Below are 16388 nucleotides of genomic sequence, written 5' to 3' on the forward strand. Positions count from 1 at the left end.
TAATGTCTTTTGCCGGTGTGGCCCTTGTTATCCTTGGAGTGTTTCTTTTGATAATGCTCCTGCTGAGCGTGAAGGTCATCAGGCCGTACCAGAAGGGCCTCGTCGAGAGGCTCGGAAAGTTCAACAGAATCCTTGAGCCGGGAATACACTTCATAATACCCTTTATGGAGCGTGTCAAGGTCGTGGACATGCGCGAGCACGTCGTCGATGTGCCGCCGCAGGAGGTCATCTGTAAGGACAACGTCGTCGTCACCGTTGACGCAGTCGTTTACTATCAGATTATTGACCCTGTAAAGGCCGTTTACAACGTCAGCAACTTCCTCATGGCAATCATCAAGCTCGCGCAGACCAACCTGCGTGCTATCATCGGTGAGATGGAGCTTGATGAGACCCTGAGCGGCAGGGACATAATCAACGCCAGGCTCAGGGAAGAGTTGGACAAGATAACCGACCGCTGGGGCGTCAAAATAACGCGCGTTGAGATACAGCGCATAGACCCACCGAAGGACATCCAGGAGGCCATGGCAAAGCAGATGACGGCAGAGCGTGAGAAGAGGGCGATGATACTCATCGCAGAGGGCAAGAAGGAGAGCGCAATCAAAGAGGCCGAGGGACAGAAGCAGGCGGCCATACTAAAGGCGGAGGGTGAGAAGCAGAGGCAGATACTCATTGCCGAAGGTCAGGCCGAGGCCATCAGGAAGGTTCTCGAAGCGCTCAAGATGGCGGACGAGAAGTACCTTACCCTGCAGTACATCGAGAAGATGCCCGAGCTCGCCAAGTACGGCAACCTCATAGTCCCCTACGACACCGAGGCACTGATAGGCCTGCTCAGGGTTCTCCAGAAAGTCAAGGACACACCGCTACCCAGGCCCCCTGAAAACGAGAAGAAGCCCGCTGAGGGGAGTGAGGATCAAGTCAATGAGCAACTCGAAAAACTTAAGGAGGCTATGGAGTAACGGCCAGCGGTGAGGGGCATGGACGTCTTCCCAATCTTTCTCTTAATTTTGGGACTTCTGGTAATAGTGCTCGACATGATGGTCTCTGCTTTCATCACGCCTGTAGGAGTCGCCTTTGCAGTCCTCGGACTGCTCCTCGGCTTCGGCTGGAAATTCATAGAGAGCTTTGTTGTCTCGCTGGTGGCGGCGGTAGTTTCATACATTGCCATAGGGAGGTATATCAAAAAGGACGTCCAGGATATGGGAAAACAGAAGTACACCTTCGAGCTCAAAGGCAAGAGAGGGAAGGTCGTCGAGGTCGGGAAGGAGCACTACCTCGTAGAGCTTGAGGGCGACAAGTGGATAGCATTAAGTGAGAACGGAGAAAAGCTGAAAATAGGGGACACCGTCGAAGTGGTTGACGTCGACGGCGTTAAGCTCATTGTCAGAAAGGTCTGAGCCATTCCCAAAGCTCTTCAACTGTTTTTCCGAACTTTGTAAACGCGCCGTTTTTATAGACAACTTCTCCGTTCACGACGACGAGCTCAACGTCGCTTCCCCTGGCGGAATAGACGATGTCCGAGTACGGGTTTTCCCCGGGCAGGAACTGGGGCTTCCTTGAGTTCACCAGCACGAGGTCCGCCAGGTAACCGGGCTCTATGAGTCCTGCCTTCAATCCAAGGGCACGGGCGCCATTGGCCGTCGCCATTCCGAAGACCTCTCTTGCGGGGACGGCGTGTGCCTTCCCCGATGTGACGTTGGCGGCTATTCCAGCCGTCCTCATCTCAATGAAGGGGTCAATAATGCCGGCCGGGTTGGGAGAGTCGTTGCCGAGGGCGACGTTCAGTCCGATGTCTAGGAGTTTCCGCAGGTTCACAGTCCCTGCTTCAAGGCTGATGTTGCTCGTCGGGCAGTGGACAAGTGTTGAGCCTGCTTCGGCAAGCTTCTGAAACTCCGATGCTTCCAGATAGACTCCGTGCACCCCTAAGAGCCTCTCGTTCAGGAGTCCAGCCTTTTTGAGTAGGCCAACCGGCGAAAGGTCGTAGCGCTCTCTGACCTCCTTGACCTCCGCCCTGCTCTGGGCAAGGTGGGTGTGGACCCTCGCGCCAGTTTCGGCTGATAACTCCGCTATTTCTTCCATAAGCTCAAGGGAGACTGTGTTGGTCGCGTGGGGCGCGAGAGTTGGAGTCACGAGGTCGCTCTTACCCCACCACCTCCTGAAGAAGCGGCGTCCCTCCTCTGGGCTCGCCAGGGGGAAGTCAACCTCGTCCATTACAGTCTGTCCAATAAAGGCCCTCACGCCGAGTTTTTCGGCGACCTTTGCAATCTCGTCCGCGAAGAAGTAGTGGTCGTTTATTGTGGTCGAACCGTTCATCAGGGCCTCTCCGATTCCAAGCTCTGCCCACCTGCGGATTTCCTCTCTCGTCCATTCTCTCTCCATGGGCCAAATAATCCTTTCAAGCCACTCTTCCGTGGGCAGGTTTTCACCCAGCCCTCTGAACTTCGCCATCGCAACATGCGTGTGGGCGTTAACTATGCCCGGAATTACCATATAACCCGATCCGCCGTAGATTTCATCAACACCCCACTCTTTGAGTTCTTCAGCCGGGACAACGGCCCTGACAATATTGTCCTCAACGATGACGGCACCCTCCTTAACGGAGCGGTAATCAACGAGCCTTCCAACCAGCGCAAACATCTCTCCCACCGTCGGACATATGCCAGGTTGCAACTTAAACCTTTTGACGTTATGACATCAAAAAGCCCGAAGGATTTAAAACCCGAAGAGGAGACCCTCAACCATGCCCCAGCTCTTCAGGATTGAGTCGAGGCAGATAGTCCTGTCGCTCTGGCTGAATAGTCTCTTCTGATTGGGTTAGCGTTATAAACTCAACTGAAAAGCTTTTGGAGGTGGTAAAGGTGATTGATAAGGTTTACTGTGCCGATGTTAAGCCCGAACTGGAAGGACAAAGGGTTAAGCTCGCCGGATGGGTTTACAGGAAGAGGGAAGTCGGAAAGAAGGTGTTTATCGTCCTTAGGGACTCGAGCGGAATCGTCCAGGTGGTCTTCTCAAAAGACCTCGGCGAAGACACCTATAGAGAGGCCAAAAAGCTTGGAATCGAGTCGAGCGTCATCATAGAGGGAACCGTCAAGGCAGACCCGCGCGCGCCGACCGGGGCCGAGGTTCAGGCCGACAAGCTTGAAGTTATCCAGAACGTTGACTTCTTTCCGATAACCAAGGACGCGAGCCCTGAGTTCCTGCTCGACGTCAGGCACCTGCACCTCCGCTCGCCGAAGGTCGCGAGCATAATGAAGGTCAAGGGCACTCTTATGCAGGCCGCCCGCGAGTGGCTCATCCAGAACGGTTGGTACGAGGTCTTCCCGCCGATACTCGTAACCGGTGCCGTTGAGGGCGGCTCAACGCTTTTCAAGCTCAAGTACTTCGACCGCTACGCCTACCTGAGCCAGTCCGCACAGCTCTACCTTGAGGCGGCCATTTTTGGCCTCGAAAAGGTCTGGTCGCTTACGCCAAGCTTCAGGGCCGAGAAGAGCAGGACGAGGAGGCACCTCACAGAGTTCTGGCACCTGGAGCTTGAGGCCGCCTGGATGGACCTCTGGGACATCATGAAGGTCGAGGAGGAGCTCGTGAGCTACATGGTGCAGAGGACGCTTGAGCTCAGGAAGAGCGACATCGAGACCTTCAGGAAAGACCTGACGACCCTTAAGAACGCCGTCCCGCCGTTCCCGAGGATAAGCTACGACGAGGCGATTGACATACTCCAGAGCAAGGGCGTCCAGATAGAGTGGGGCGAGGACATGGGCGCTGACGAGGAGCGCGTCCTTACCGAGGAGTTCGAGGCTCCGTTCTTCGTCTATGGTTATCCAAAGCACATCAAGGCCTTCTATATGAAGGAAGACCCCGAGGACCCGAGAAAGGTGCTCGCCGCTGACATGCTCGCGCCAGAGGGGTACGGCGAGATAATCGGCGGCTCCCAGCGTGAGGACGACTACAACAAGCTCGTCCAGCGTATTCTGGAGGAGGGCATGAACCCCGAGGACTACCAGTGGTACCTCGACCTGAGGAAGTACGGAAGCGTCCCGCACAGTGGCTTCGGTCTCGGCCTTGAGCGTCTAGTGGCGTGGGTTCTCAAGCTCGACCACGTCCGCTGGGCAACACTCTTCCCGAGGACGCCGAGCAGGCTGTATCCGTAGCAACCTTTGCCTGCGCAAAGGTTGACCAAAGTCCGTAGCTCCTCACAACGGGCCTGTGTGAAGCTCGATTTTCTTTTAGTTTTCTTTGAGCCCCAAAAGGGGAATAACCTTAGACTCCAGCTACAGTGTCGGTTTGCTCTCCTCTTGACGCCCTTCGGGCGTCTATGCCAATGTTAAACCCACACAAGCAGGAGCGATCCAAAAGTTCTCACTTCACGGGACCGAGTCATCCAACGAGAAAATCACTTTGAGTTTTAGTTTTTCAGAAGGAGCTACAAACTTTGATGAAACTTTTGCTTGGCAACAAACTTTTGGGAAAAGTTTGATCAAAAAGGTTCCATCTCCCACCAACGGGTAGAAATCAGTCGTGCATTAAGGGATTTGCCGATTCTTGGGCGAGTTTACTCTCCAAGCAAGCACCTTCAGGTAGTTTCAAATTCGTTTTGGCGTCCAAAGGACGCCGGGGAAGTGAAACACTCACCAAGCAAGCTTTTGGGAAAAGCTTGACCAAAAGGGTCAAACCCTCACAAGGGGACAAAGATAAGTCGCATGCCTACTAAACAGTCCGTCAATGAGGGGTTTACATTTACACCCGCTTGAGGGAAGGTGTTTAGCTTGTAACGCGCCCAAAGGGCGCTAATGGAGGAAACACGCTCAAAGATGGCAACTTTGATAATAAACCCTCAAAATCAGCCCATCTCAAAAAGCATGTTCCCCTTGTGATGAAACTTTTCCCCAGAAAAGTTTCCCCGCCAGCGCTGAAACTTTGCCTTCGCAAAGTTTCATCAAAGTTTGTGATTCTTCTAACAGGGTGTTTTGAGAGTGTTTGCGCTTTTAACGGCTTTTTGGAATGCGAATTCCTAAATTTTGGAAGCTTTCTCACGCGGGTTTACTTTTCATCGCGCTCCGAAGGAGCGCCTCTTAGAGAAACCCCTCCTAAATAGCTCCTTTGAAGAGAATTCTTTGAGAGTACTGGCACTTGAGAGTGAAAACCTCTTAGGATTGCATTTTTGGAGAAGAATCACGAACCTTGGTCAAACTTCGCGTAGGCGAAGTTTGTAAGGGGGGGCAGTTTGGGGCTGTCGCCCCCCTGGGGGTCCCGACGTCATCGCAACCCACTACTCGTCGGGCGGAGGGAGTAGGGTAAAGGTCTTATAACCTTCACCCCAACCCAGGGCAGGTGCGAAACATGACTGGAACCGTGAGCAAGATAATCCACTTCAGAGACGAAGAGGAGTTTATAGAGGACATGGACTTCGCCCTTGAGAGGTTCTCATACCTGGCGAGCAGGTACGGCCACAACCCCGTTGAGGGAATAGTTCTCTGGGACAGCATAGCGGTTAGGGACGACGAGGGGGTAAAGCTCTTCCGCGTCGGCGAGTTCCCGTACTTCGAGGGGACGCTTAAGGTTGACCTCGAAACACTTCGCATCATGGAGCGCTACTTCGATGAGCTTGAGAGCAGGTGGGACGAGCTCACAGTGGAGGAGATAAACTACTTTGTGGAGATGCTCAACGAGGCTCTGGGCGAAGAGCGCGTCTACTACGACGCCTACTCCCTAGGCCTTGACAGGAACACTGCCTACATAATCCTCAACTTGGTCGCTCTCAACTACCTTGAGGGCATCCTCGATGGAAGGGACAAGGAGCTGTTCGAGGAAGCGGTGGATGTTCTCCTCAAGTACATCTAGGCCACACGACTACCTAAGCGCATATTCACATAATTGTGCAATTACATAATTGTTTGTCCGCATAATGCTGTGAGGTGGTGGCGGTGCTGTTTAAGAAGAGAGGCGTTTTCACCGAGGAGGACGCGAGGAAGGTAATCGAGTTCGTGAGCCAGAGGGCCGACGAGCGGGAGATAATAGTCATGGCTGAGGCCGTAACCGACGAGGCAAAAAGGCGCCTCTGGGACTACGCAAGGGGCGTTCAGCTGATGGCTGACATGACCGGGGAGGACAGGAGCGTAAGGGTCGAAATCCTTGAGGGCTACGTGAGCGAGCACGTCAAGGGCGTTGACGTTGACGAGCTGTGAGGTGTTTGTATGAAGCTCATAATGGCAGAGGTCTTCAACAGCTGGCAGGGTGAGGGGGGCAGTGTCGAGGGCTCTGCATTCGGAAGGAGGCAGATATTTGTCCGTTTTGCAGGGTGCGACCTTCATTGCCAGTGGTGCGACTCAAGGGAGTACATAGATGCCTCCCGCGTTTCACGCTGGCGCTACGAGGTAGAACCGTTTACTGGAAAGTTCGAGTACAGACCAAACCCTGCGGAACTCGATGATGTCGTCAACGCGGTTCTCCGCCTCGACACTGGGGATATCCACTCGATAAGCTACACCGGCGGCGAGCCGACGCTCCAGGTAAAGCCCCTGCGGGCCCTTATGGAAAAGATGAAGGAGTTCGGCTTCGACAACTTCCTTGAGACCCACGGCGGGCTCCCGGAGCTCGTTAAGGAGGTCGCCCACCTCACTGACTATGCGAGCGTGGACATAAAGGACGAGACCGCCAAGGCAACTGAAGACTGGAAGTCGCTGGTGCTCCGTGAGGTGGAGAGCATAAGAATTCTGAAGGAGACCGGTGCAAAGACCTACGCCAAGCTCGTGGTGACAAAGGACACGAAGATTGAAAACGTCCGCTGGTATGCTGAACTTATGAAAGACCTTGCCCCGCTCGTAATCCAGCCAAGGGAGCCGATAGACATCACCCAGGCGAGGTTAATGGAGCTCTACCGTGAGGCGGCCAAGATAATGGGGAGAAAAAATGTCGGCCTGAGCTTCCAGGTGCACAAGTACCTCAACGTCCTGTGAGGTGAGCTCATGAAAAGGGCCCTCTTCCTCGTGGCCCTTTCAGCAGTCTTTGTGTTTGTCTCTCTTTACACTCAGGACTCCAACCCCATGGCTTCGCAGATAAGCGCTGTCCTGTCACTCCTGAGTCTTCTGACGGGCTCGGTTTATATCAACCGCTGGGAAAAAGCTGGTAAACTCGTTCCCTGGGCAGGTTCGGTTTTGTCCGTTCTTCTCTTCCTGAACTATGGAAATCCACTCTATTTACTCGCCGGCCTTTTACTTGGAATTGGCTTTCTCTGGAAGTCCGAGCTCTCGGTAGTACCCCTTGTGTTTGCTGGTCTTATCCTGGGCTGGCTCGCCTTCCAGGAGGAGGCATACCTTGTAAGAACCATAGGCTCGTTTATCCTCGCGGTGAGCATAATAATCGGCACTGCCTCACTGTACTTTGCCGTTAAGTTCAGGTGAGTTTTTAAGCAGAGGAGCCAACTACTACCGGCGATGATGACATTGGCCTTTGGGGTCATTGATGCCCGGGATCGACGGCCTGAGCCTCCGTCAACTTTTTAAACCTCCGTCCTCTTTTAGTAACTCATGGAAAGATTAAAGGCAGGGGGTGAGAGGGTGCCAGCGGGGATAGAGGAAGTCGCAAAGGTCTCTTTTGACAGGGTTGGCATGCACTCCCACATAAAGGGCCTCGGCCTCGACGAGAACGGGAAGGCCAGGTTCATCGCCGACGGCATGGTCGGGCAGGTTAAAGCGAGGGAGGCCGCTGGAATAGCCGTTGAGCTCATCAAGCGCGGAAAGCTCGCAGGTAAGGGGATTCTGCTCGTCGGCCCGACCGGGAGCGGTAAGACGGCCATAGCAATGGGAATAGCCAGGGAGCTCGGTGAAGACGTCCCCTTCGTCCAGATAGCCGGGAGCGAGATTTATTCCGCCGAGGTCAACAAGACGGAGTTCCTGAAGCAGGCCATGAGGAGGGCGATAGGCGTCAGGATAAGCGAGGAGAGGAAGGTCTACGAGGGTGAGGTCGCCAAGATTGAAATCAAGCGCACGAGGCACCCCTTTAACCCCTACGTTGAGGTTCCCGAGAGTGTCATCATAACCCTCCGCACAAAGGACGACGAGAAGACCGTCAGGGCCGGCAGGGAGATAGCGTACCAGCTCATGGAGATGGGAGTTGAGGAGGGCGACGTCATACAGATTGACGCCGAGACGGGCAGGGTCTCAAAGATAGGAACCACGAAGGAGGAAGAGGGGCTGTTCTTCAAGCGCAAGGTGAACCTCCCAAACGGCCCGGTTCTCAAGATAAAGGAGTTCACTTACACAGTCACGCTCCACGACCTCGACGTGGCGAATGCAAGAGGAAACATCTTCGGCCTGCTGTTCAGCACCGGGGCGGAGATAAGCGACGACGTCAGGAGGCGCGTTGATGAGACCGTCAAGAGCTGGGTCGAGGAGGGAAGGGCCACCCTCGTCCCCGGAGTGCTCTTCATAGACGAAGTCCACATGCTAGACATCGAGGCCTTCTCGTTCTTAGCCAGGGCAATGGAAAGCGAGCTAGCGCCGATCCTTATCTTGGCCACCAACAGGGGAAGGACGAGGATAAGGGGCACCGACATAGAGGCCCCGCACGGCATACCGATTGACATGCTCGACAGGCTTCTCATAATCAACACCGAGCCCTACAGGAAGGAGGAAATCAGGGAGATAGTGAAGATAAGGGCCAAGGAGGAGAAGATTGAGGTCAGCGAGGAGGCCATAGAGTACCTCGCCGAGCTTGGAGAGAAGACGAGCCTGCGCTACGCCGTCCAGCTCCTCGCACCTGCTAGCGTCCTGGCAAAGGGCGGAAGGGTTGAGAGGGAGCACGTCGAGAAGGCCAAGGAGTACTTCGCCGACCTCAAGAGGAGCATCGAGTTCGTTGAGAAGCTTGAGGGCATGCTTAGCTGATTTCTCTCCCTTCCTGGTTTTCCACAACACTTTTAGGCTTTTAGTTCTCTAACACTTTTGGTGGTGGAATATGCATAAAGCCAATATCCTCCTTCTCCTGCTGGTTCTTCTCGGGGCCATAGCCAGCGGGTGCATCTCTTCGGACTCAGCCAGTACCAATACCCAAGAACTTGATGGTGGTGCCACCACAACACTCGCAGTTAAAAGCGCCGATATAAACGGCACATTTTCGGGCTGGGTGACAGTGCCTGCATCGGTTTTTGAAGATGTCCTGGCGCTCTTCAGAGATATGAACGCCACTCTGTCCGCATTTACGGTTAAAGTGGTTGGAAGAGACCTCAACGCCAGCATAGTGGTCTCAGCGCTGAAGCTTGTCCCACCCTTCGTCCCTAAGGACTTCAACGTCACGGTCAACGGCAGGCCCATTATAGGCACAGTCTGCGTCCCATACGCAGAGAGAATTCCCATCTTAATCGAGGTGCCACAGGAGAACTTCAACACGACTTCTTATCTGAGCGTGAGGCCCCAGAAGGTGTTGAGTATTGAAGGTATGTGGGACACTGAGAGGCTCGATGAACTCAACGGCTCGACGATAATGAGGAACGGCGACATGGAGCTCAAGGTCATGGTCAGGGCGCCCGGCGACTACATCTTCACCGTCTTGTGCAACGGCACGGAGGTCTCTTCAGGCGGGCTGGAGGTGAGTGAATGAGGAAGCTGTTCTACGCCCTCCCATTTCTCGTCTTCGGGTTATGTGTCTTGATGATGGAGCCAACGATTTCCCGGCTAATCGTTGTCGGGCTGGCCTGGTTGACCTTTCTCATCGAGTACCGCTATGGAGGAGAAAGCAGAGAAGGGGAAGAGCTGGTCGCGCTCGGCGTCTCAACTGCCTCGTCCTGATGCCCCTTTACAGGGCAATCTCGTTAATACTGGCAGTCTCAATATTCCTCCTCGAACTGGCGGCGCTGTTCATAAAATTCAAGCTGAAGGGCTAACCTCCCATTATCTCCATCAGCTTCCGGCACAGCTCAAGGTGGAATCTGAACTGCAGATAAAGATTGTCCTCTGCCGGGAACACCAGCTTGAGCTCGTCAATGTTTACCTTGCCCCCGAACTCGCCGAAGACGAGAACTCCGTTTACATCAATCACCCCGAAGACTGCAGCAAGGTTGAAGAGGAGCGTCCTGAGCTGGTATGCACTAACGACGTGCCTTCCAAGTTTTTCTCTGGGGTACTTAAAGAGGAAGTACTCCAGCCCTTCCATCTTGGCGACGTCGGTTATGGCGATGTCGGCGGTCAGGAAGACGAGCAGGGAAGGCGTCATGTTGTCGTACCTCTTGAGGGTCTTGACTATAATTTCGTCGTTGTTGTGGGCCGGCTCGTCCACGCTCTCGGCGATTATCACCCTCGGCTTCAGCCTCTCGAACTCCTTAAGGGCTATGTACGCCGCTTTCCTGCTCCTCTTGGTTCTCCTGTTGGTGAACTCCCTGAGAAGGTGGGCGTTTAGAACCCTTCTGGCAATCTCCCCCAGCTGTTTATGGCGGTACTTGTAGTTCATAGCGTCCTCGATTTCCTTCTTCACACCCTCTGCCACGACTATCTGGTACTTGTCAAGGGGCCTGTACGAGGAGATGAAGCGGTGGTAGAACAGGTTCGTATCGGGCGCAAAGGCAACTCCCCTTTTTAGCCTCTCGTAGAGCTCAAGCGTCTCCTCGAACTCGGCTATGTTCTCGTAGCGGAGGATTCCGGAGGAGATGAAGCACTCGTAGAAGTCGCCCCACGTCGGGAGCTCCGAGGCGAACCTCTTCGGGACGCGGGAGTTGATAGCCCGCTTATCGGCCAGAACTTCCACGATGTAGCCCCTTCTGGCCGGCCTTGCTTTGAGGAGCGGGAGCCCATAGAGCGGGTAGCCCACCTCAAGTTCTCCTCCCTCCGTGAGGAGGTTGATGAGAACCTGCAGTTCCGGCTTGGTTATGACCTCAGCGGGACTCATCGCCATCACCGAGGAAGTTCTTGAGGGGCTGCATGTGAACCGGAATCATCATATGGGGCCTGTCCGGGAAGTCCCTATCCAGGAGGGCCATATAGACTATGAACGAAACCGGGAACTCCCTCGCCTGCACTATCGCGGCTGCGACGAGCGCTTTTCTGCCGGAGGTGATGTCCAGCCCTATCGTGTATCCCCCGTCTCTAAGCTCCGAGAACAGCTCTCTGAACCGCCTGTCGGCCTCAAAAAAGCTGTCGTCGGGTATTACGACGGCCTCAATCCTGGGGGTGAGACCGTAGGCCTTGGAGATGGCCCTTAGAGCTTTCTTAACCTTCGGCAGGACGGCCCTGTATCGCTCTTCCGTGAAGATGTATATGCGCTCAATCCCTCCACTCACTCTCTTCTCCTTCAGGATTTTGTAGTAGGTGTTGACCGCCGCCCACGGCGAGCGGCCGAGCAGGGTCACGTAGGCAATCTTTACCATGGCACGTTCACCCATAGATAAGCGGTGATGCCGTAGAGCACCGCCAAGATGAATGGAACGGCCAAAACACGCCCCTTGACCAACTTGTGGGCAACCGCAAAGGGCACGAGGGCCAGTACCACGTACTCAATGCCATACGTCTCCCGAAGTCCAGCCCCGCTTAGGGCGAAGAGACAGAGGAGCAATGCAACGACTCCGGCCGGAACCATCAGGAGCGTGAGCACGAGCAGGTTTAACGCGGGGAAAGGCTTCTTCTCGGGGATTGCGACAATCCAGAAGAGAAAGCTCAGAAACAGGAAGTGAATAAACAGTCCCCGGAAAGTCACGTCCAGGTTTGGTTCTCCCCGTGCGGGAGCGTAGTAAAACCACGCGGCTCCAACGGCGTAGGCAACGGTCAGGGCGAGGGCAACCGCCAGATGGGACAGTGGAGAGGAGCGGGCGTTTTTCATTCCCTAACACCACTACTCTATTAGCACCATTCCGTACAAAACGCTTTCGGAGAAGTCTATCTTGACGAGGGAGCTTATCTCAACCCCAACCGCGTCAATGCTCGGCCTGACTTTCGTTGGGAGCCTGCAGGGCTCGCCCCGCTCGAAGGGGCAGTCGGGGCAGAGGTTGCAGTTGCCGGGGAAGAGGGCCATCGCGTAGAGCTTTCCCTCCCTGAAGAACTCGGCCTCTTTTTTGAGGAGGTAGAGGATAGCTTCCCGTTTTTCCTCTTCAAAGCGCTCCATGTCTATCTCGAACTTGATAAGCAGGGCCCTCTTGAAGTGGGACACCCATTCCCTGGCCTCTCTCCAGTCCGGGGCGTGGGGCGGACAGCTCGGCCTTTTGCCGTACATAGGACACGCCCGGCACTTCCAGACCGGCCTCGGTGAGACGACTATCTTCTCCGCCGGTATCTCCTTCTCCCAAACCACGCGCATGGTTGTTTGAACGCTCCGGGGTATTTAACCTTTAGCAAAAGCCTTTTACGGGGTTGAGCGCAATATTTAACTATGAGGGCCATAGTTCCTCTTCTAATAAGTGCCCTATTAATCGGTGCAGGCTGTATAGGCGGTGGGGGTGAGAAGATGACCGCGCCGAAGACCCTTGAGGTAGGCTCCGTCTTCCACGACGGGGACTACATTCCGGCCAAGTTCACCTGCGAGGGTGAAGACATAAACCCGCCGATATTCATCGGGCACATAAGTGAAGAAGCGAAGAGCCTCGTCATCATAATGGACGACCCTGATGCACCTTCAGGGACTTTCACCCACTGGATTGCCTGGAACATTCCGCCCGCGGGTGAAGTTCCTGAGGACGTTCCCAAGGTCGAAAAAGTTGAGGGCCCAATTCCGATGGTTCAGGGCAAAAATGACTTTGGAAGGATAGGCTACGGCGGGCCCTGTCCGCCGAGGGGACACGGGGTGCACCACTACCACTTCAAGGTCTACGCCCTCGACACAATGCTGAACCTTCCGCCGGGGGCAACAAGAAAAGAATTGGAGAAGGCCATGGAAGGCCACGTTATCCAGTGGGGAGAGCTCGTGGGCCTCTACGAGCGGAAGTGATTACCCTTTCTTTTCCGTCAGCTTCACGACGAGGTTTATTGCGCTCTGGAACGCCGACAGGAAGTTCAGGGTGAAGAATATCCAGTCTCCTATCAGGTAGGAGTATATCGTCAGCAGGGTCGCCGCTGTCACGTAAATCACTATGAAACCCATGTTCAGCGGGCACTTCCTCGTCCTTATCGTCTCCAGCGTCTGTGGAACCCACGAGCTCACGAGGAGCAGCATTCCGATCAGTCCTATTATTTCTCCCCCGTTCATGGTCTCACCTGGGGGTAACAGCGGGAGGCCGTTAAAAAAGGGTTTTGGAGGGATTTTTGTTAAAAAACCGTGGCAAAGCTTTTCTTTTTAACTCCTGCGAGCTAAAGTTCGCTCGCGAGCATTGAGGTTGCCCACGTCTTGACGTCTTCATCCATTATGTCCTCTATCAGCTCCATAGCCCTCTTTACGTCCCCCTTCCGGGCGAACCTGAGTGCGACCTCTGCCTGCACCTTTGAGCGGTTGGGGAGGTCGGTTATGTGCTCCGCTATGTACAGGGCGTCATCGAACTTCTCCATCTCCAGAAACTCAAACGCCAGCCCCATCAGGTTCTTCGTTGGATTCTTTGTCTCAAGGGCGGTCTCTATGGCCCTATCTAGGGCCTCCCTATAGTCCTCGCCCATCTTCGCCATCTCGATTACTATCTCATTGACAGCCTTAGAGCGGACGCTCCCGTCGGGTATTCCCTCGGCGAGCTCCATGGCCTCGTCGAACTTCCCCGCCTTCACGAGCTTCATCACGGCGTCGTAAAGGGCCCGTGAGCGGTACCACGCCTGCATGAAAACCCCCATATCATTACGACCCCGAGGGATTTAAGGGTTCTGGTCGTGTGTTAAATTTATAACCCCCGACCCCGATAAAGGGCAGGTGGTCTGATGAAGAAAGTAGGAGTGCTTTTGCTGTTGTTATTTCTCATAGGCTTTTCCGCTGGATGCATAGGAAGTGATAATACGGATACGACCTCTTCAACGTCCACAGCCGCTCAACAGGACTACGTTGACGTCAACGGCACTAAGATATACCTCGATAAGGTTCACTTCTACATGTACGGTGCAAAGACCTGCCCCCACTGCCGGAACATGAAGGAGAAAATACCTGCGAAGTATGGAGAGGAGGCCTTCACATACTACGAGCTCGTCAACAACCAGACCAACATGGAGCTATTCAACCAGCTGGCGCAGCTCACGGGCATAACCGGCGTCCCTGCGATAGCAATCGCCTACAACGGGACGCTCTACGCCGTCATTGAGGGAGAGTTCGACGTGGAAAAAGCGCCCGAAATCATTGCAACGGCCATGGAAAACAACGGGGTATTCCTCATCGTCGGTAAGGTATACCTCCTACCCCGCGACGAGCCCAAATGGAAGCTCGTTATTGACGCCCTCCACACGCTGTTCGTTGAACACGAACCCGTTGACGTCCAGGAAATACTCGACCAGCTGAAGGCCAATTCAACCTCTGCCGGAAACTCGACGGGTTGACCTTTTGTTTTCAACTTTTTGTTTCGGAAAGCGTAAAAAGCCACCATGTGTACTCTTCTACCATGAGGAGTGAAATCAAGGCCCTCACCATAATCCTGCTGGCGTCATTCGGCTTAAGTGCCGTCGTTCTGTACCTCCTAGGCATTCCGGACTTTATCCCCAAGTTCTACGCCCTGGCCATGAGCGACTCGATAAACCCGTGCACCTTCGTGATTTACACGATGCTCCTCATCGCGATATCTGTTAGGGAAGTCTCGCGGAGGAGGCTCTACGTAATCGGCTCCGCGTTTATACTGGCGGTCTACATCTCCTACTACCTCCTCGGCGTCGGCCTGCTCTTCCTCGGCCAGTACATTCCCCTCTGGGCGGCAGGTGTTTTTGCGATAGGCTTTGGGATATACACTATAGTCACGGGGATAATGGAGCGCTCCAGGATAGGGGACAAGGGGAGGATACGGAAAAAGATATTCAGCGCCGACGCGACCTTTGTCGGCTCCTTTGTCCTCGGTGTCGTTGTTTCCACGACACTTCTCCCCTGCTCGGCCGGCAGTTACCTCGTCTACGCGACGATAATAGCCCACAGCAGCAGGGCTCTCGCCTTCTTCCTCCTGGCGCTCTACAACATCATCTTCGTGCTCCCCCTCGTCGTAATCCTGCTCGCCATGGGGGGCGTGAGCGAGAGCAAGCGCTTCTCCCAGACAATGGTCAGGCACAGTGCGGAGCTCTCCGTTGTGGCAGGGCTTTTGCTGATAGGAATAGGCGTCTGGGTTCTTGTATGGGGCCCGTAACCAATAAACTTCTGAAAGTGGCTCTATTTTAACCAATTTTTTCCAGCGCTCGACCAGGTAAGCTTCTATGTCATAATGCGAACAAATAAACATAGCCTCCCAGGTGGGGGAAGAGCTTATGTCGGCTACCGAAACCCAAAGATACGACCCAACGTCATGGAGACCGTCACGCCTTGACCTGGCGATATCCGCCGTAGTTGCGGTGGCGTTCCCCTTCATCGCCGGCTGGCTGTACGGAAAGAAGGGCGCGCTGATACCGATTATTCTCTACTACAGCCTGGCATGGGGCCTCGCAAAGCTCCGCCGTGGAGTCGTCGGCTACCGCACCCCGATGCCGCCCCGCCCGCCGGTATGGTTCTACGTGAATGTGGGGGTAATCCTCATCGGCCTGGTCTTCGCGTACCTCGCCCCAGTCAAAGTGGACGATCCCTGGCTCCCAGGCGTGGTTCTTACCGCCCTCCTATGGGCACCGGCAAACGCGGCCAGCGAGCAGTTGCTCTGGCTTTACATATTCGACTCCTGGGGCCTCTATCCCGGAAAGAAGAGCCTCCCCTACCGCGTGGCAGGCCTAGTCTTCTTCGCGGCATTCGTGGGGCTTATCCATACGATGTTCTGGACGAAGTTCCTGACGGTCGTGGAGCCTGGAACGGTATTCGGCGCGCTCTTCGTGCTGGCAACGACCATCTCCGGCTTCCTCCACATAGTCGTCTGGCGCCAGTCCGGCCAGATGGTCTTCACCTTCATACCGCACCTGCTCCTGAACCTCGGCCCACTGCTGTGGACGGGCTACAGTATCTTGCCGTACCTTTGGAAGTGAGGATTGGAGCGGTTTTCTGTTTTTTCTATTCAAAACCAAAACCTTTTAAGTTTTGAGTTCAAACTATATTCGGTGATATAAAATGCCATTTGTCGGATTTGCGAAGACGGACAAGGGTCCACTTCAGACTTACGAAATTATACTGGAAGAGCTCGCCAGAAGGGGCTTCAACGTGACGTTCTCCAAACACCACTGGGCCGGGGACATGCCCTTTGGCCTGATAATCGCGGAGACCGATAAAGGGCCCCTCGCAGTGAGGTGGGGCCTTGGCAAAAAGTTCGAGCTCAGGATTGAAGAAATTGATGAGGAAGCTTTCGAGGACTTCATTGAGGAGACGCTTGATTACATAGGGGGAGACTAAAAAGC

At 54.5% G+C, this 16388-nt stretch carries 22 protein-coding genes; 15 read left to right on the forward strand and 7 right to left on the reverse strand.

Annotated elements, in window-relative coordinates; translation table 11 throughout:
* Window positions 1-2 precede the first annotated feature (2 nt).
* Window positions 3-956, forward strand: a complete 954-nt coding sequence (locus TEU_RS08050) for an SPFH domain-containing protein (protein ID WP_050003287.1) — start codon at window positions 3-5, stop codon at window positions 954-956.
* Between the two features lie 18 nt (window positions 957-974).
* Window positions 975-1394 carry an NfeD family protein gene (locus tag TEU_RS08055; protein WP_050003288.1) on the forward strand — a complete coding sequence of 140 codons (420 nt, stop codon included), beginning with the start codon at window positions 975-977 and terminating at the stop codon, window positions 1392-1394.
* Here the strand turns inward: TEU_RS08055 and TEU_RS08060 are convergent.
* Window positions 1381-2634, reverse strand: a complete 1254-nt coding sequence (locus TEU_RS08060) for an amidohydrolase family protein (protein ID WP_050003289.1) — start codon at window positions 2632-2634, stop codon at window positions 1381-1383. The genes TEU_RS08055 and TEU_RS08060 overlap by 14 nt on opposite strands.
* Before the next feature lie 221 nt (window positions 2635-2855).
* Between TEU_RS08060 and asnS the strand changes: the two genes are divergently transcribed.
* The 8 genes from asnS (at window position 2856) to TEU_RS08100 (ending at window position 9779) form a co-directional block, all read left to right on the forward strand.
* On the forward strand, window positions 2856-4148 hold the full coding sequence (asnS, locus tag TEU_RS08065; RefSeq protein ID WP_050003290.1) for an asparagine--tRNA ligase: 1293 nt from the start codon (window positions 2856-2858) through the stop codon (window positions 4146-4148).
* A 1189-nt stretch (window positions 4149-5337) separates the two neighbouring features.
* On the forward strand, window positions 5338-5838 hold the full coding sequence (locus TEU_RS08070; RefSeq protein ID WP_050003291.1) for a hypothetical protein: 501 nt from the start codon (window positions 5338-5340) through the stop codon (window positions 5836-5838).
* An 83-nt stretch (window positions 5839-5921) separates the two neighbouring features.
* Complete coding sequence (locus TEU_RS08075; RefSeq protein WP_050003292.1) at window positions 5922-6182, forward strand: hypothetical protein; 261 nt, start codon at window positions 5922-5924, stop codon at window positions 6180-6182.
* A 9-nt stretch (window positions 6183-6191) separates the two neighbouring features.
* Window positions 6192-6953 (forward strand): 7-carboxy-7-deazaguanine synthase QueE, encoded by a 762-nt coding sequence (locus TEU_RS08080; RefSeq protein ID WP_050003293.1) that lies wholly within the window; start codon window positions 6192-6194, stop codon window positions 6951-6953.
* Window positions 6954-6962: 9 nt separating this feature from the next.
* Window positions 6963-7397 carry a hypothetical protein gene (locus TEU_RS08085; protein WP_050003294.1) on the forward strand — a complete coding sequence of 145 codons (435 nt, stop codon included), beginning with the start codon at window positions 6963-6965 and terminating at the stop codon, window positions 7395-7397.
* 126 nt (window positions 7398-7523) lie between these two features.
* A complete protein-coding gene (locus TEU_RS08090) occupies window positions 7524-8879 on the forward strand; it encodes a RuvB-like domain-containing protein (RefSeq protein ID WP_394297632.1) in 1356 nt (451 codons plus the stop codon).
* A gap of 70 nt (window positions 8880-8949) precedes the next feature.
* Complete coding sequence (locus TEU_RS08095; RefSeq protein ID WP_050003296.1) at window positions 8950-9591, forward strand: hypothetical protein; 642 nt, start codon at window positions 8950-8952, stop codon at window positions 9589-9591.
* Complete coding sequence (locus tag TEU_RS08100) at window positions 9588-9779, forward strand: hypothetical protein (protein WP_050003297.1); 192 nt, start codon at window positions 9588-9590, stop codon at window positions 9777-9779. The genes TEU_RS08095 and TEU_RS08100 overlap by 4 nt, the downstream gene beginning before the upstream one ends.
* Before the next feature lie 91 nt (window positions 9780-9870).
* Here TEU_RS08100 and TEU_RS08105 read toward each other — a convergent pair whose 3' ends face one another.
* Genes TEU_RS08105 through TEU_RS08120 form a run of 4 tightly spaced genes read right to left on the reverse strand, consistent with a single transcriptional unit; the run spans window position 9871 to window position 12273 of the window.
* Window positions 9871-10878: a PIN domain-containing protein gene (locus TEU_RS08105; RefSeq protein WP_050003298.1), complete on the reverse strand. Its 1008-nt coding sequence runs from the start codon at window positions 10876-10878 to the stop codon at window positions 9871-9873.
* Entirely contained in the window at window positions 10859-11350 is a 492-nt protein-coding gene (locus TEU_RS08110; RefSeq protein WP_050003299.1) for a hypothetical protein, read from the reverse strand. Before TEU_RS08110 ends, TEU_RS08105 begins: the two co-directional genes overlap by 20 nt.
* On the reverse strand, window positions 11344-11799 hold the full coding sequence (locus TEU_RS08115) for a hypothetical protein (protein WP_050003300.1): 456 nt from the start codon (window positions 11797-11799) through the stop codon (window positions 11344-11346). The genes TEU_RS08110 and TEU_RS08115 overlap by 7 nt, the downstream gene beginning before the upstream one ends.
* A 12-nt stretch (window positions 11800-11811) precedes the next feature.
* A complete protein-coding gene (locus TEU_RS08120) occupies window positions 11812-12273 on the reverse strand; it encodes a DUF2284 domain-containing protein (protein ID WP_050003301.1) in 462 nt (153 codons plus the stop codon).
* A gap of 72 nt (window positions 12274-12345) precedes the next feature.
* Here TEU_RS08120 and TEU_RS08125 point away from each other — a divergent pair, with 72 nt between their 5' ends.
* Window positions 12346-12900: a YbhB/YbcL family Raf kinase inhibitor-like protein gene (locus TEU_RS08125; protein WP_050003302.1), complete on the forward strand. Its 555-nt coding sequence runs from the start codon at window positions 12346-12348 to the stop codon at window positions 12898-12900.
* Here the strand turns inward: TEU_RS08125 and TEU_RS08130 are convergent, their stop codons facing one another.
* A complete protein-coding gene (locus tag TEU_RS08130) occupies window positions 12901-13158 on the reverse strand; it encodes a hypothetical protein (protein WP_050003303.1) in 258 nt (85 codons plus the stop codon). It lies immediately after the preceding gene.
* A gap of 101 nt (window positions 13159-13259) precedes the next feature.
* On the reverse strand, window positions 13260-13715 hold the full coding sequence (locus TEU_RS08135) for a tetratricopeptide repeat protein (protein ID WP_050003304.1): 456 nt from the start codon (window positions 13713-13715) through the stop codon (window positions 13260-13262).
* A gap of 96 nt (window positions 13716-13811) precedes the next feature.
* On the opposite strand from TEU_RS08135, the gene TEU_RS08140 reads away from it, so the two are divergent.
* From TEU_RS08140 to TEU_RS08155, 4 genes are all read left to right on the forward strand, one after another.
* Window positions 13812-14417, forward strand: coding sequence for a glutaredoxin family protein (locus tag TEU_RS08140; RefSeq protein ID WP_050003305.1), 606 nt, complete (start codon window positions 13812-13814; stop codon window positions 14415-14417).
* Between the two features lie 62 nt (window positions 14418-14479).
* A complete protein-coding gene (locus tag TEU_RS08145) occupies window positions 14480-15205 on the forward strand; it encodes an electron transporter (RefSeq protein WP_050003306.1) in 726 nt (241 codons plus the stop codon).
* Window positions 15206-15323: 118 nt separating this feature from the next.
* The gene (locus TEU_RS08150) at window positions 15324-16022 is read left to right on the forward strand and encodes a hypothetical protein (protein WP_050003307.1); all 699 of its coding nucleotides are present in this window, start codon (window positions 15324-15326) and stop codon (window positions 16020-16022) included.
* 82 nt (window positions 16023-16104) lie between these two features.
* Window positions 16105-16383 carry a hypothetical protein gene (locus TEU_RS08155; RefSeq protein WP_050003308.1) on the forward strand — a complete coding sequence of 93 codons (279 nt, stop codon included), beginning with the start codon at window positions 16105-16107 and terminating at the stop codon, window positions 16381-16383.
* Window positions 16384-16388 lie beyond the last annotated feature (5 nt).

The sequence above is a fragment of the Thermococcus eurythermalis genome (assembly GCF_000769655.1).
In the GTDB taxonomy this organism is placed as follows: Archaea; Methanobacteriota_B; Thermococci; order Thermococcales; family Thermococcaceae; genus Thermococcus; species Thermococcus eurythermalis.